Genomic DNA, 15,220 nt, shown 5'->3' with positions numbered 1-15,220 from the left:
AGGAGCGTTGGAGTGGAGCATCAATCAAGCGCAGTGGCGGATAGTTACGGTCAGAGTAATGATTGGAGATCGACCTCTCACCCTAGACTTCTCCCCAGGGAGCTGGATTTCGAACACACCTGGTTATCTGTCCTGATAAAGCTCCACGGCAATCATCGACAAGTCCCAAAAAAGGACCTATCAGTCCCTTTTTGGGACTCTTCAACCTTCACCAGCCAAATGGGGATTTGTGTTTAAAAGTTTCTCCGCAGGAAGGGTGAGCGGCTACGCAGTCTGGCGTCGCTGCCTACAGTAATGCCAGAACCCGCCGACTGGTGCGGTTTTGCGTTGATCTTTATCGTTTCCGGGTCGCTGCCAATTCAGCGATCGGGTCTGGAAAACCCGAAGAACAGGATCAATGCACATGACATAATGCCGCGCTTTTTTGCTCCGTAGTTCTAAGTTATGGCGGCTGTGCGTGGGAGACCTTCGGGTCTGCCGGGTTTGATCCTTTCTCGGTTTTTCCAGTCCGCGTACAGCTGCCACCCTTTTCGTCTGGAAAACGAAAAACGGCAGCTCCATCACTACAAGGATCTTTGCCATGTTTAAACCAACTCCCAACCCGCCGGAATCCGACACCGACTCCGAAGCATCCCTCGACGCTGAAAAACTCAAGGACGCCGTCGACCGCATCTTTTCCTGCTACTTCCCACCCCATGAAAAACCGGGCAAGCGCCGCAAACATCAACTCTTCAGCGTCTCCCCCGGTATCGACACCGAAGCCCTTCTGGCAAATGCATCCGAAGACCTGCTGTCCATCAGCGCTATTGCTGCCGATCTGGCGGACGATGTGGAAGGCTCACGCCGCTCTGTAGCCTTGGCGCTCAGCCGCATGGCGGATGGGGTGCAGTTGTTGGTGGAGCGGGCGCTGGATCATCACGAGTCGGCGCAGATGAAGGCTCAGGCCAGGGTTTAGCGCAGAAACCCTAGTGGCGAGGGAGCTCGCTCCCGCTCGGCTGCGCAGCAGTCGTAAAACCATTGTTCTCGGTGTACCTGATACACCTCGATTGCAGGTTTTGGGGCCGCTTCGCGACCCAGCGGGACGGTGCGACGATTCGACAAGCTCCCTCGCCACAGGGATCCGGTCAGACCAGACCCGCACTCACTAGCAGTTCTTCCAGCGCCAGCAAATCCGGCACCTTCGCCACCTGATCCCCCACCTGCACCGCCGCCATTTCCAGCGCGCACAACGGCACATCCACATAGCTCAGCTGACTGTCCAGCTTGCAGGACCTGGGAATCCCTTGTACCAGCAGTGCGATGAACCGCAGCTCCGGCCGCCCACCCAGTGCGTTGAGGATGACGATCCGCGCACGGTCCCCGATAACGATTTTGCTTCCACACGCCGCTTCGAAACTGAGCAATGGAATGTGCCGATCCCGCCACGTCACTCGCCCCAGGTACCACGGTGGTGTATCCAGATCGAAAGCACCGGGCTGATAGTCGATCAGCTCGGCGACCGCGACGTTGGGCAGGATCAGGTTGCGATCTGCCAGGGGCAGCAGCAGTCCGGTGAGGTTGCTGGTGCGGTGTTCAAGCATGGGGTTTGCTCCACAAGGCGATGCTGTCGAGCAACACCGATTCCTGATACGGCTTGCCCAGGTAGTCATTGACGCCGATGGCCATGGCACGGTCGCGGTGTTTCTGGCCGGTGCGGGAGGTGATCATGATGATGGGCAGGTGCTGCAAACGTTCGTCGGCACGAATCTGTGCGGCCACCTCGAAACCGTCCATGCGCGGCATTTCGATGTCCAGCAGCATCAGGTCAGGCAGGTGTTCTTCGAGCAGGAGCATGGCGTCGACACCGTCCTTGGCCGTGAGCACGTTCATGCCGTGGCGTTCGAGCAGGCGACTCGTCACCTTGCGCACCGTGACCGAGTCGTCGACCACCAGCACCAGCAATGGCTTGTGCGGTTCGACTTCCGCATCGTCATTGGCCTGCGGGACACGGGCCTGCATGGCGCGCAGCGGCGCCAGCAGATCAAGAATCAGCACCACCCGGCCATCACCCAGAATGGTCGCCCCCGACAAGCCTTTCACGGCCGCAAATTGCGGACCGAGGCTTTTGACCACGATCTCACGAGTCCCGGCCATGGCATCGACCTGCACAGCGATGTGACGCTCGTTGCACTGCACCAGCAACACCGGTAATGGCAGGCTCTGGCCCAACAGTTTCGGGCGAGAGCTGGTTTTGAGCAGCTCACCCAGGTAGCACAATTCATAGTGCTGTCCGGCGTATTTATAAGTCGGCGGATCCAGCCGGTAATGCCCTTCGAGTTCGTTGGGCAGCACGCGAACAATGCCGTCGATAGTGTTCAGCGGGATCGCGTATTGATCCTCACCGCACTGCACCATCAATGCCCGGTTGACCGACACCGTGAAGGGCAGGCGAATCCGAAAATGCACGCCCTGCCCCGGCCGGGAGTCGATGCTCATGCTGCCGCCCAGTTGCCGCACCTCTTCATGGACCACGTCCATGCCCACGCCACGCCCGGAAATCTGGGTGATTTTTTCCGCTGTCGAGAACCCCGGTTGCAGGATGAATTGCAGCACGTCGCGGTCACTGATATCGCTGTCGGGCGCCAGCAAACCCCGCTTGATCGCTTTGCGGCGCACGGCGTCCAGCGGCACGCCGGCGCCGTCGTCGCGGATGTCGAAAATGATGTCGCCACCCTCTCGCGACAGGTCCAGGGTGATCATGCCTTGAGCCGGCTTACCCGCCGCAATGCGTGCTTCGGTGGATTCCAGCCCATGGTCCACCGCGTTGCGCAGCATGTGTTCCAAGGGTGCCGCCATGCGTTCGAGCACGTTGCGGTCCATCTCGCCTTCAGCGTTGCCGACGATGAATTCCACGTCCTTGCCCAACTCACTGGAGACCTGGCGGACGATGCGTTTCAACCGCGGCAACATTCGCTCGAACGGCACCATGCGCGTACGCATCAGGCCTTCCTGCAATTCGGTATTGATGCGGCCCTGCTGTTGCAGCAGGTTCTGCGCGTCCTGATTGCGCCGGTCGAGTGTTTCCTTGAGATCGAGCAAGTCGGAGGCGGATTCGAACAACGCGCGTGAGAGTTGCTGCAGTTGCGAATGGCGGTCCATTTCCAGCGGATCGAATTCCTCGTAACCCAGGCGTTCGGCTTCGACCTGCTGCCGGCTGAGGATGCGTCCCTGGGTTTCCGTATCGAGCCGACGCAGCTGATCGCGCATCCGCTCGATGGTGGTTTCCATCTCGCTCAGGGCCACGCGGGCATCGTTGACCTGTTGCTCGATGCGGCCACGGAATATCGACGTTTCACCCGCCAGGTTGACCAGATCGTCGAGCAGTTCCGCCGAGACCTTGACCATGTCCGCGCCGATATCGGGCTGCAGGATCGGCGGTTCGGGCTTGAGCGCGGCGGGTGCGACCACCGCGACGTCAGGTACTGCCGGATGACTGAAATTCCTGATCGCATCAATCAGCCGGTCGGCCGGCGGCAAGGGTTGGCCAGCGCGGGCCGCGTCGAGCATTTGGGCCAGTCGGTCATGGCTGCTTTGCAACAGGGCGAACAACGCCCCGGTCGGTTGCAACACACCCGCGGACAAGCCTTCGTAAAGGGTTTCCAGCTCATGGGCCAGGTCGCCGATGGGTGCGATTTCCACCATCCGTGCCCCGCCCTTGAGGGTGTGCAAATCCCGCAGCAGGGTTTCCACTTCCTGGCGGTTCGACGGTTCCGCCTGCCAGCGCACCAACGCGGCGCCGGAGTTTTCGATGATGTCGAAACCTTCTTCCAGGAAGATATCGAGCAACTCGGGATCATGGCCCGGGGAATCGCTGACGGGTGTTGTTTGCGCGACTTCCGCACTGGCGACATTGTGCTGGCGGTACTCACGGATGGCCTCGATCAGCTCATCCGGATTGTCCAACGGCGTGTGACTGTGCAACTGCTCAAGCAGCTGTGCGAGGCGGTCATGGCTGTGCTCAAGCAGCTGCGCCAACACGTCGTTGTGGCTGTAACGGCGGTCTGCCAACCCTTGGTAAAGGCCTTCCAGCTCATGGGCCAGATCGCCCACCGGCTCGATTCCGGCCATCCGCGCACCGCCTTCGAGGGTGTGCAGATCACGCTGCAGAGACAGCAGCGGCGCGGCGTTGTCCGGATCACTCAACCAGCGTTGCAAGGCCTGCCCGGCGCTCTCGAGAATATCGACCGCTTCCTCAAGAAAGATCGACACGATTGCATCGTCGCGCTCGGCAGGAGATTCGGTCTTCGCCAGTTCGGCGGTGGCACTGCCCAGTTCACGGATGCTCAAGGTGCGGCTGCCGTCGCTGCGAATCAGGCCCATCGCCGAGGGATCAAGACTCTCATCGAGCAAGCCGCGCAAGGCTCGCACTCGCTCCGGTTGAGGGCTGACTTCCTGGCCCGCCGCCAGTTCGTCGAGCATGTTGATCAACGCTTCATGGGCACTTTGCGCTTCGTGAAAAAACCGGTCGCTGACTGCCAGACTGCTTTCTTCCACCGCGCCATACAGGTCGAGCAAGGCTTCGCAGAGTTCATCCACCGGGTGCAGATCAGCCAGGTGCGCGCCTTCGCCAAGGGTGGTCAATTCATCCAGTAGTGCACTGAGTTCCTGGCGCTCGCCCGGATGTTGCTGCCAGCGTTGCAACAGGCTTTCAGCGTCCAGCAGGATGTCCATGCCTTGGGCGAGGAAGTTGTTGATCAGTTGCGGATCACGCTTGATGCGCATCCGGGTATGCGGTGCATTCAAAAGGGTTTCCAGACGCTCGGCCAGCAGTGCCTGGGTTCTTTCGATCAAGGTACGCGCACCGGGAATGTCAGCCAGTGGATCGATTTTCAGCTGGCGCAATCCGAGCCGGAACAAGCCTTCGGCCTCCAGCAACAACTCGACTTCGTCCAGGTCCAGCGCTAACAGATGCGCCTTGTACTCGCGAGCCAGTTGATCCAGCGGCGCCGCCAGTTCGGCAATCGGCAAAACGCCGGCCATCGAGGCGCTGCCCTTGAGGGTATGCAAGGCGCGCTGCAAGTCGTCGCTGGCCTGCAACGGCACATGCTCGGCGGCTTGTTCGAGGAATCGGTTGAGGCTGGCCAGATGGGTTTCGGCTTCGTTGCGGAAGATCTCCAGCAGCAGGGGATCGAGCGCGGCGACGTCTTGCACGTCCTCGTCCAGCAGCGGTTCAACGCCTTTGGCCAGGGCATGCGCTCGGGCGGCCAATTGGTCGACATCATTACGTTGGCGCTGGGTGTTGCTCGCAAATTCAGCCACCAGTTCCGGCAGCAATTGCATCACATCATCCAGCAGCTGATTCACCGCAGGCCCGGGTTTGACGCTGTGTTCGAGCACGCGATTGAGCAGGTTCTCTACCGCCCAGGCCAGCTCGCCCAACACCAATGCCCGGACCATCCGGCCACTGCCTTTCAAGGTGTGAAAGGCCCGGCGTAATTCACTCAGGGCCGATGTGCTCTCGGGTGTGGCGGTCCAGCGCGGCAAATATTCGCGAAGGGTATCCAGAACTTCTTCAGCTTCTTCGAGGAACACTTCACGCAATTCATCGTCTACCGGCTCTTCGTCCGCGGGTGGCGGGAGCAGACTGCCAGGCGTGTTCAGGGCGGGGGGATTCACGGTGGAAACGGGACTGGCCAATACATCGGCCAAGGTCTGGACCACGTCTGGATCTTCCAGCGCCTGCTGTTCCTGCATCACCTGCGCTTCGCTGGGGCTCAGCACATCTTCCAGCACCGGCACATGCCGCTCGTTGGGGAAGAAACCCAGGGCAGCCAGGCCTTTTTGCGCCACGTCGAGCAGGTGCTCCCCCGGAGCCTCCGGGTCATCACTGAGACGCTCCAGGTAATATTCGATGCTGGTGATAACGTCGGCGAGGCTGTCCAGTTCCTGCCAGCCGGGCTGGTCCGGGTCCAGCAACAAGTGCTCGCGAATGAAGTGATTGCAGGATTCGATCAGGCTGGCTGCGCGGCTCAATGGAATCATCGCCAGCGCCCCACGCACCTGTGTCAGCAAGGCCGGCAATGGCTGCAAGTGCTGGCGGTCCCAGTCGGCGTCGATGTAGTCGACGATCATGTCCTTGGCCTGTTGCAGGCAGATGCGCGCCTCCCTGATGACGATCTGGTGGATCTGGGTCAGGTCGGTGGTCGGCAGGCGGCTGTCTTCCTGGCTTTCCGGCTCAACGGTGCCGACCATGCCGGACAGGTTGGCTTCGACGTAGAGCAAGGCACCGGCGACGTCCATGAGAACGGCATCGCTGGGTTCGCGCTGGCCTTGAACGAGGCTCAGTACTACCGCCAGTTGATCGATGATGACCTTGCGCGGCTGGCCAAATCCCAGCACCGCCAGGGTATCGGCGATTTGTCGCAGGGGCGACAGCAGGCTTTCGAGGTCCGACGTGTGCTGGCGGTCGCTGCGGACGAACAGGTCCAGGCGCTCTTTCACCCGCACCAGTTCTTCGCAGAGCGCCGCCAGCACCGAACGCATGGCATCGCGGTCGGGGCCGGCCAACCGGGCGCGTTCTTCGTCGACCATTGCGCTGTCAGGCAATGCGTCGTCCAGTGAGTAGCGATCTTTCATGGTCAGCATCTGCCCGGTGGGGTGGTCGGCTTTGGCAATGTAGAACAGCAAACTCTTGAGCAACTCTGGAGGCGCTGGTTGGTTGATGCCGCGCATGCCCTGTTCGAGCAGGCGCTTGAGTTCTTTGTCCGCGTCCTTGAACAGGCTGCGCAATGCCGGACTGTTAGCAATGGCACCGCCGCGCATGCCTTCGACCAACGCCGAAGCCACTTGCCACAAAGGGCTCAGCGGCGCATCGCCACAGATGCCTTCCAGGCGCGCAAAGACCTTGGCCAGGTAGCCAAGGTGAGTATCGTCCTCCTGCTCGCGTAGCAAACCGACCAGCGCCATCTGCAGCATCTGCCGCAACTTGCGTAATACGTTGGGTAATTCCGCCGGCTCCAGAAGCGCGAGTTCTTCTTCGTCCAGCGCGGGCAAGTCCGGCAGTTGCGGGCTGAACAGACTGGTTTCTGACAGCAGGCTCTCGCCACGCGCGCTACGCAAATCATTGATCAGAGGCAGCACCACCAGCGGCAGGTCCCGCCGTGCGCCTTGTACCCGATCGAGGTAGATCGGCAACTGCCCGAGGGCTTGCAACAGCAGGTGGATCGCTTCATCACGATGGCTGACGCGGTTCTGCAACAGCGCCAGGGTCAGCTGTTCCATCTCTTCGGCGAGCAACGCCGCGCCGTAGAACTCGACCATCTGCAGCACGCCATGGACCTGATGGATGCACGCCAGGCATTCACCGAGCGCAGGCGTTGTCTGCTCCTCGTCGATGGCCATGCTTTCCAGGTGAAGAGCCGCCTGCCTCAGCGTTTCGGCAATCTCACCCTTGACCCACTCGAGGGCCACATAGTCGTGCCGATCACCCATAACCACTCCGCTCACTGCCCCTCTCAAAAAAAAGCATACGCCTGTTGGCGCTTCACACTTTATCCGCTGCTTGCGATTTGGCCGCCGGCAAGGTGAAACCGGACACCGAGCGCCGCAGCTGACTGGCCATTTTCGCCAGGTTGCCGATGCTCTCGGCGGTAGCGGTGGAACCTGACGAGGTCTGCGAGGTGATTTGCTGGATTACGTTCATCGTCAGGGAAATCTGTCCGGCCGAAGACGTCTGCTGCTGGGCGGCGTTGGAAATACTCTGGATCAGCGCCGCGAGGGTTTTCGAAACGCCTTCGATTTCTTCCAGGGCCACGCCGGCATCGTGCGCCAGGCGTGCTCCGCGCACCACTTCGGTGGTGGTCTGCTCCATGGAGATGACCGCTTCGTTGGTGTCGGTCTGAATCGCCCGCACCAGGGTTTCGATCTGCCGTGTCGCGGCGGAGGAACGCTCGGCGAGGCGCTGCACTTCATCGGCGACCACCGCAAAACCGCGTCCGGCGTCACCGGCCATCGACGCCTGGATGGCTGCGTTCAAGGCGAGGATGTTGGTCTGATCGGCAATGTCATCGATCAGACTGACGATATCGCCGATTTCCTGCGAAGACTCGCCCAGGCGCTTGATGCGTTTGGCGGTGTCCTGAATTTGTTCACGGATGTTGTCCATGCCGTGGATAGTGTTGTGCACCACCTCGTTGCCCTTGTTGGCGATTTCCACCGAACGCTCGGCCACCGCCGAAGATTCCGCGGCGTTGGCTGATACCTGGTCGATGGACTGCGCCATGTCATTGATGGCCGTGGACGCTTCGGAAATCTGCTGGGCCTGATGCTCCGACGCCTGCGCCAGATGCATGGCGGTGGCCTGGGTTTCCTGCACGGCAGCCGCGACCTGGCCGGCCGTCAGGTTGATGGTGGCGACCAGGTCCCGCAGCTGGTCCACGGAATAGTTGATCGAGTCAGCGATGGAGCCGGTGAAGTCTTCCGTCACCGAGGCCGTCACCGTGAGGTCACCGTCAGCCAGGTCTTCGATTTCGTCGAGCAGGCGCATGATCGCGGTCTGGTTGCGCTCGTTCTTCTCGGCCGTTTCCCGCAGCTGACGATTGGTTTCACGCACCATCACCATGCCGATGAGGATGATCGACGCCAGAGCCAGCAGCCCCAGTACGTAGCCGCCGATGGTGTCGGTGGTGCGCCCGCCGGCCAGGTTCTCAAAACCGGTGGCCAGGTGTGAAGCTTCGTCGAGCAGGGTTTGCGACAGGCTGAAAATGTTGGTGGCGGACTCACGGACCTTGAACAGCTCCGGTGAGGTTTCGAGGATTTCATCGACAGAGCCCGAGACAAACTCAAACAGCTCGGAAATCTCGATCAGACGCGCTCGCGCATCGCGGTCTTCGACCTGGCTGACTTTCAGCGCCGGATTGCCCTGAAGCATGCCGTTGAGCACTTGGCCGAATCGCGCTGCGTCACGTCCGAAGATGTCGGCGGCTTGCTGCGAACTTTCATCGCCGGCCAGTACGGTATTCACCGCGCCCAAAATACGCTCGGCCAGCAGCGATTGACGTTGAGCCATCGCGACCTGGGCGGCCGGTGCACCGCGCTGTAGAAGAATCTCGACGACTTTTTCGTACTCGACCTGCAATTGCGGCACGGTTTCGGCCAACGTCGCCGCGACTTGATGCAGCGACAATACGGTCTGTTCGCTGGAGAGAATGGTGTCGGTGTTTTTCAGCAGGCGCTCCCAATCCAGCTGCACGGCGCGCATTTCCGGGCGCACGGTGGACGGCGCCGGCGGCAGTCCGGTGGAGGGGTCGCCTTTTTTCAGGTAACTCCAGCGCTGGGCAAAGTCATTGCGTGCATCGCTGAGCAGCTTGAATGCGGCGGACTTGCCGGCGGCGGCTTCGGTGGCGTTTTTGGCAATGCGCTGGGATAGCACGCGCAGTTCACCGGCGTGGCCGATGTACTGTTTGTCGTACGTGGCTTGGGTGTTGAGGTAAGCAAAGTTGGCGAAGAGCAGCATGATGAAGATGATCAGCGCGATGAACAGCACGATGATCTGCGAGCGGCTGCGCGACCCTTCCATTGACTTGCCTGTTTTTGCTTTTGTCATCGGTCCTCGCCTGAACAGCTGAATTCTCTATCGCCGCCGATCCTCAACACCTACGCGGCCCCTTGTAGCAGCTGGCGAAGCCTGCGTCCGACCGCGCAGCGGTCGTAAACGTTCGCGTCACGGTGTATCTGAAAACCACACTGCCCGATTTTGCGAGGGCTTGCCCTCGAACGCAGCCTTCGGCAGCTGCTACATAAGGCGGTCGTGTTTACAGCGCTACGTTCATGAAACCTTGCGACTGCACCAGCGCAAACGGGCTGAATACTTGCCAGTTCTGCTCGCGCTGAAACCTGCCTTTGATGAACGGTGCGATCGGTCCGTTGATGAAACCTGTCGGCTCCAGGCTGTCCTGGGCAAAGTGCTGCAAGCCGAAAACCTCATCAACCATCAACCCCGCAAACACATCGCTGTGCTCGATCACCAACACGCGTCGTTGCTTGCGCACCGCCGACAATTCATCACCGAAGAAGCCGCACACATCCATGACCGGCAGCAGTCGGCCGCGCAGGTTAGCGACACCCTTCACCCACGGTTTCACCCCTGGCAACTGAGTGAGCCGCGGCTCGGGCAGAACTTCGCTGACTTCCCTCATGGGCGCGACATACCAGTGCTCGCCCAGGCGGAAGCCGATACCGCTCCAGCTGTCCTGCCGGGTTGGCTGGGACGGCAAGTCCGCTACCAGCAGCCGACAACGCTGATCGATCTGCAGCAGCAATTCGAAGGCAGTCAGTGATTCGGTCATGGCGGTCAGATCAACCGGCCAGCACGCTGTTCAGGGTCTTGATCAGGGTGTCTTCGTCGACCGGTTTGGTCAGGTAGTCCTTGGCGCCCTGGCGTGTGCCCCAGACTTTGTCGGTTTCCTGATCCTTGGTGGTAATGATGATGACCGGGATGTGCCCGGTTTCCGGATCCTTGGTCAGCTGACGGGTTGCCTGGAAACCGTTGAGGCCGGGCATGACGATGTCCATCAGCACGGCGTCGGGTTTTTCCTGACGAGCGAGGGCTACGCCGTCGGCGCCGTTCTCGGCTTTCAACACTTCATGACCGTGCTTTTCCAGCATGCCGGTCAGTTTGTACATTTCGGTCGGCGAATCATCGACGATCAGAATACGTGCCATGGTTTTCCCCATTCTTGTCGACGCCAGGCCCGTTGGCCGAGCGTCACTGTGCGTGTCCTACTGCGGCAAAACGGCGGCGAAACCCGGTACATGGGCCTGGATCGCGTTCAGCAGTTCTTCCTTGCTGAAAGGCTTGGTCAGAAACTGGTCGGAGCCGACGATGCGCCCCTTTGCCTTGTCAAACAGGCCATCCTTCGACGACAGCATAATCACTGGCGTGGACTTGAATGCACTGTTGTTCTTGATTAAAGCGCAGGTCTGATAACCATCCAGACGCGGCATCATGATGTCGACGAAGATGATGCCAGGATGGTTGTCGGCAATCTTGGCGAGCGCATCGAAACCGTCGATGGCCGTGATGACCTCGCAGCCCACGTTTTTCAGCAACGTTTCGGCGGTGCGGCGAATCGTCTTCGAATCGTCGATCACCATGACCTTCAAGGCGCTGGAATGCTGATCCATAGTTGCTCTACCGTCGCCTTTGCGAATCAAATTGTCCGTTTCCGGTCCACCGGAGGCTCGAAACCCTTGATACTCAAGGGCCAGTACTGCTTGGCAGTCTTTTTAGCACAGTCTCCAATACCAATCTATCGGCCAGCCTGCGCAGTGGTTTTTCCTTGACCGGGAACACACTCAGCGCCACTCTGACGCCACTTTTATACGGTCCTTTGGCCCCCCAAATTTCGAGGAAAAACCCATGAGCGTTCGCGTCGGGATTGTCATGGATCCTATTGCCGGCATTTCCTATAAGAAGGATAGCTCGCTGGCCATGCTGCTGGCCGCACAGAAGCGCGGCTGGGAACTGTTCTATATGGAACAGCGCGATTTGTATCAGGCAGAAGGCGAAGCGCGGGCGCGGATGCGGCCTCTGAAAGTCTTCGCCAACCCTGAAAAGTGGTTCGAGCTGGAAGCCGAGACTGACGCGTTGCTGAGCGATCTGGATGTGATCCTGATGCGCAAGGATCCGCCGTTCGACATGGAGTTCGTGTACTCCACGTACTTGCTCGAACAAGCCGAGCGCGCAGGCGTGCTGGTGGTCAACAAGCCGCAGAGCCTGCGTGACTGCAACGAAAAACTGTTCGCCACGCTGTTCCCGCAGTGCACACCGCCGACCGTCGTCAGCCGTCGCGCCGATGTGTTGCGTGAATTCGCCGCCAAGCACGGCGATGTGATCCTCAAGCCGCTGGACGGCATGGGCGGCACCTCGATCTTCCGTCACCGCGCCGGTGATCCAAACCTCTCGGTGATCCTGGAAACCCTGACGGCACTGGGCACCCAGCAGATCATGGGCCAGGCTTACCTGCCGGCAATCAAGGATGGCGACAAGCGCATCCTGATGATCGACGGCGAGCCGGTTGATTATTGCCTGGCGCGTATCCCGGCCGCCGGTGAAACCCGTGGCAACCTGGCCGCCGGTGGTCGTGGCGAAGCCCGCCCGCTGAGTGAAAAAGACCGCTGGATCGCTGCGCAAGTCGGCCCGACCCTGCGGGAAAAAGGCCTGCTGTTCGTCGGCCTCGACGTGATCGGCGAACACCTCACCGAAATCAACGTCACCAGCCCGACCTGCATTCGCGAGATCGACAATGCATTCGGCACCGATATCGGCGGCCTGCTGATGGATGCCATCGATCAGAAGCTCAAGGCTCGTTGATATAGAACAGCCAGGAAATCACCAACATTGCGTTATCATGCGCGGCCTGTGAAAAACGCGATGTTGGTTTTCTAGTTATGACTCTTCCGTCCGATCTGCCCGCCGAACTCGCCCACCGTGGTGTGCGCCCGGCCGATCGCCTCGGATTTACCCTGTTTCTCGCGGCGCTGATTCACCTGGCCTTGCTGTTGGGCGTCGGGTTCACCATGGTCGAACCCAAGCAGATCAGCAAAACCCTGGAAATCACCCTCGCCACCTTCAAAAGCGAAAAGAAGCCTGAGAAAGCCGATTTCCTCGCGCAGGACAATCAGCAAGGCAGCGGCACCCTGGACAAGAAGGCCATCCCCAAGACCACTGAGGTCGCGCCATTCCAGGACAATAAAGTGCAGAAAGTCACGCCTCCGCCGGCCGCCCAGCCTGAAGCCCAGGAAGCGCCGCCCAAGGCTGCCGTGACAACCGTCGCACCGAAGCCGAAAAAAGCCCCGACCAAAACCGAAGCCCCCAAGACAGACACCAAACCCAAGGTGGCTGCGCCGACGTTCGACACTGAGCAGCTGTCCAGCGACATTGCCAGCCTGGAAGCGGAACTGGCCAACGAACAACAGCTGTACGCCAAGCGGCCACGCATCCATCGCTTGAGCGCCGCCTCGACCATGCGCGACAAAGGTGCCTGGTATAAGGACGAATGGCGCAAGAAGGTCGAGCGTATCGGCAACCTCAATTACCCGGACGAAGCACGCCGCAAGCAGATCTACGGCAATTTGCGCCTGATGGTCTCGATCAACCGCGATGGCTCGCTGTATGAAGTGCTGGTGCTGGAATCCTCCGGGCAACCATTGCTGGATCAGGCAGCCCAGCGCATCGTGCGGCTGGCAGCGCCGTTTTCACCGTTCAGCGGTGATTTGTCGGACATCGACCGGCTGGAGATCATTCGGACGTGGAAGTTTGCGCGCGGGGATAGGTTGTCCAGTAATTGACACCCACAAATCCCTTGTGGGAGCGGGTTTGTGTGGCGAGGGGATTTAGCGAAACGTCGCAGCGCCCCGTTCGGCTGCGCAGCAGTCGTAAAGCTATTGCATGCGTTTTGTCAGATCCAACGGAGTTGCAAGCTTGGGGTCGCTGCGCGACCCAACGGGGATAAATCCCCTCGCCACAAACGCCCACTCCCACATTCGAGAGGTGTTGGCTGCCAAATTGCGGCATCCCCAGCTTGTCAGTTCGCCCCTCCAACGCCACACTAGCGCTCATGAAAAACGTCAGCCCCAGCTACCTCAAGCATCACTTCCTGATCGCCATGCCGCACATGGCCGACCCGAACTTTGCCCATACCTTGACCTACATCGTCGAGCACACGGCCAGTGGTGCCATGGGGCTGGTGGTCAACCGTCCGCAAGACCTGAACCTGGCGGAGATTCTCGAGCAATTGCGCCCAGACATCGAACCGCCAGCGCTCTGCCGCCACGTACCGATTTTCATTGGCGGCCCGGTGCAAACCGATCGCGGATTCGTCCTGCATCCATCAGGACAGAGCTACCAGGCGACCGTTGATCTGGAAGGCGAGCTGTCCCTGTCGACCTCCCAGGACGTGCTCTTCGCCATCGCCGACGGTGTCGGACCTGCGAAAAGCGTGATTGCCCTGGGTTACGCCGGCTGGGAAGCCGGGCAGCTTGAGGCCGAACTGGCCGACAACGCCTGGCTGACCTGCCCGTTCAATGCCGACATTCTGTTCAACACCAGCAGTGAACTGCGCCTTGAAGCAGCGGCCAGGCACCTGGGCATCAATCTGAGTTTGCTGACCAGCCAGGCGGGGCACGCCTGATGGCCCTGCGGTTGATTCTGGGTTTCGACTACGGCACCAAACAGATCGGCGTTGCGGTCGGCCAGGTGATTACCGGCCAGGCTCGCGAGCTGTGTACCCTCAAGGCGCAAAACGGTATTCCCGACTGGAATCAGGTCGAAGCCTTGATCAAGGAGTGGAAGCCTGACGCTGTGGTGGTCGGCTTGCCCTTAAACATGGATGGCACGCCAAGCGACATGTGCTTGCGAGCGGAAAAATTCGCCCGCCGCCTGAACGGCCGCTACAACCTGCCCTTTTATACCCACGATGAACGCCTGACGACGTTTGAAGCCAAGGGCGAACGGCGTGATCGCGGCGGCCAAAAAGGCAGTTACCGCGACAACCCGGTCGACGCCATCGCCGCCGCCCTGTTGCTGCAAGGCTGGCTCGACGAAAACAGCGCCCTGTTCGAATCCTGATCGCACCCAATCCTGAAGAGCCGTTAGCCCGTCTCTCTTAGCTACAACCCGAGCCATGACATGACGCACACCCGGCTCGGGCCCAAGAAGGAGCAACCATGAGCCTGCCCAATCCCGCCGAACTGATCAGCCAGATGGCGATCCGTCTGAAGGCGCACCTGGAACACCGCGGCATCAGCGAACCCCGTTACATCGGCATTCGCACGGGCGGCATCTGGGTCGCTCAGGCGCTGCTTGAAGAGCTGGGCAGCGATTCGCCCCTCGGCACCCTGGATGTTTCCTTCTACCGCGATGACTTCAGCCAGAACGGCCTGCACCCACAAGTACGGCCGTCCGAGCTGCCCTTCGAGATCGAAGGCCAGGACCTGGTGCTGATCGACGACGTACTGATGAGTGGCCGCACCATCCGCGCCGCGATGAACGAACTGTTTGACTACGGCCGTCCAGCCAGCGTGACCCTGGTTTGCCTGCTGGACCTGGACGCCGGCGAGCTGCCGATCCGCCCGAATGTGGTTGGCGCGACGTTGTCACTGGCCGCCCACGAACGGGTGAAGCTGTCCGGCCCGTCGCCGCTTGTGCTTGAACTGCAAGACCTCGCCCTTTAATTCGCCC

General features: G+C 60.4%; 12 protein-coding genes. 6 read left to right on the top strand and 6 right to left on the bottom strand.

What is annotated here, in order from left to right:
• Positions 1-580 precede the first annotated feature (580 nt).
• Positions 581-955, top strand: coding sequence for a DUF6124 family protein (locus GBC55_RS18410; RefSeq protein ID WP_162439341.1), 375 nt, complete (start codon positions 581-583; stop codon positions 953-955).
• A gap of 169 nt (positions 956-1,124) precedes the next feature.
• On the opposite strand, the gene GBC55_RS18405 is transcribed toward GBC55_RS18410, so the two are convergent.
• The 6 genes from GBC55_RS18405 to pilG all read right to left on the bottom strand — a co-directional run bounded on the left by GBC55_RS18405 (position 1,125) and on the right by pilG (position 11,163).
• Entirely contained in the window at positions 1,125-1,580 is a 456-nt protein-coding gene (locus GBC55_RS18405; protein WP_162439342.1) for a chemotaxis protein CheW, read from the bottom strand.
• Positions 1,573-7,470: an Hpt domain-containing protein gene (locus GBC55_RS18400; protein WP_162439343.1), complete on the bottom strand. Its 5,898-nt coding sequence runs from the start codon at positions 7,468-7,470 to the stop codon at positions 1,573-1,575. The genes GBC55_RS18405 and GBC55_RS18400 overlap by 8 nt, the downstream gene beginning before the upstream one ends.
• Positions 7,471-7,522: 52 nt before the next feature.
• Positions 7,523-9,556 (bottom strand): methyl-accepting chemotaxis protein, encoded by a 2,034-nt coding sequence (locus GBC55_RS18395; protein WP_235992767.1) that lies wholly within the window; start codon positions 9,554-9,556, stop codon positions 7,523-7,525.
• Between the two features lie 235 nt (positions 9,557-9,791).
• Complete coding sequence (locus GBC55_RS18390) at positions 9,792-10,325, bottom strand: chemotaxis protein CheW (RefSeq protein ID WP_162439345.1); 534 nt, start codon at positions 10,323-10,325, stop codon at positions 9,792-9,794.
• Positions 10,326-10,335: 10 nt separating this feature from the next.
• Positions 10,336-10,701 (bottom strand): twitching motility response regulator PilH, encoded by a 366-nt coding sequence (gene pilH / locus GBC55_RS18385; RefSeq protein ID WP_162439346.1) that lies wholly within the window; start codon positions 10,699-10,701, stop codon positions 10,336-10,338.
• 57 nt (positions 10,702-10,758) lie between these two features.
• A complete protein-coding gene (pilG, locus tag GBC55_RS18380; RefSeq protein WP_027926573.1) occupies positions 10,759-11,163 on the bottom strand; it encodes a twitching motility response regulator PilG in 405 nt (134 codons plus the stop codon).
• Between the two features lie 235 nt (positions 11,164-11,398).
• Here pilG and gshB point away from each other — a divergent pair, with 235 nt between their 5' ends.
• The 5 genes from gshB to pyrR all read left to right on the top strand — a co-directional run bounded on the left by gshB (position 11,399) and on the right by pyrR (position 15,213).
• A complete protein-coding gene (gshB, locus tag GBC55_RS18375; protein ID WP_162439347.1) occupies positions 11,399-12,352 on the top strand; it encodes a glutathione synthase in 954 nt (317 codons plus the stop codon).
• A 77-nt stretch (positions 12,353-12,429) separates the two neighbouring features.
• Entirely contained in the window at positions 12,430-13,329 is a 900-nt protein-coding gene (locus tag GBC55_RS18370) for an energy transducer TonB (protein ID WP_162439348.1), read from the top strand.
• 269 nt (positions 13,330-13,598) lie between these two features.
• Entirely contained in the window at positions 13,599-14,171 is a 573-nt protein-coding gene (locus GBC55_RS18365; RefSeq protein WP_162439349.1) for a YqgE/AlgH family protein, read from the top strand.
• Positions 14,171-14,608, top strand: a complete 438-nt coding sequence (ruvX, locus tag GBC55_RS18360; RefSeq protein WP_090178626.1) for a Holliday junction resolvase RuvX — start codon at positions 14,171-14,173, stop codon at positions 14,606-14,608. Before GBC55_RS18365 ends, ruvX begins: the two co-directional genes overlap by 1 nt.
• A 98-nt stretch (positions 14,609-14,706) precedes the next feature.
• Positions 14,707-15,213 (top strand): bifunctional pyr operon transcriptional regulator/uracil phosphoribosyltransferase PyrR, encoded by a 507-nt coding sequence (gene pyrR, locus GBC55_RS18355; protein WP_162439350.1) that lies wholly within the window; start codon positions 14,707-14,709, stop codon positions 15,211-15,213.
• Positions 15,214-15,220: the final 7 nt, after the last annotated feature.

The sequence above is a fragment of the Pseudomonas sp. TNT3 genome (genome assembly GCF_010095445.2).
GTDB lineage: Bacteria > Pseudomonadota > Gammaproteobacteria > Pseudomonadales > Pseudomonadaceae > Aquipseudomonas.
The sequence above is the reverse complement of the archived record's forward strand: the minus strand, read 5'-3'. Positions and strand labels throughout refer to the sequence as shown.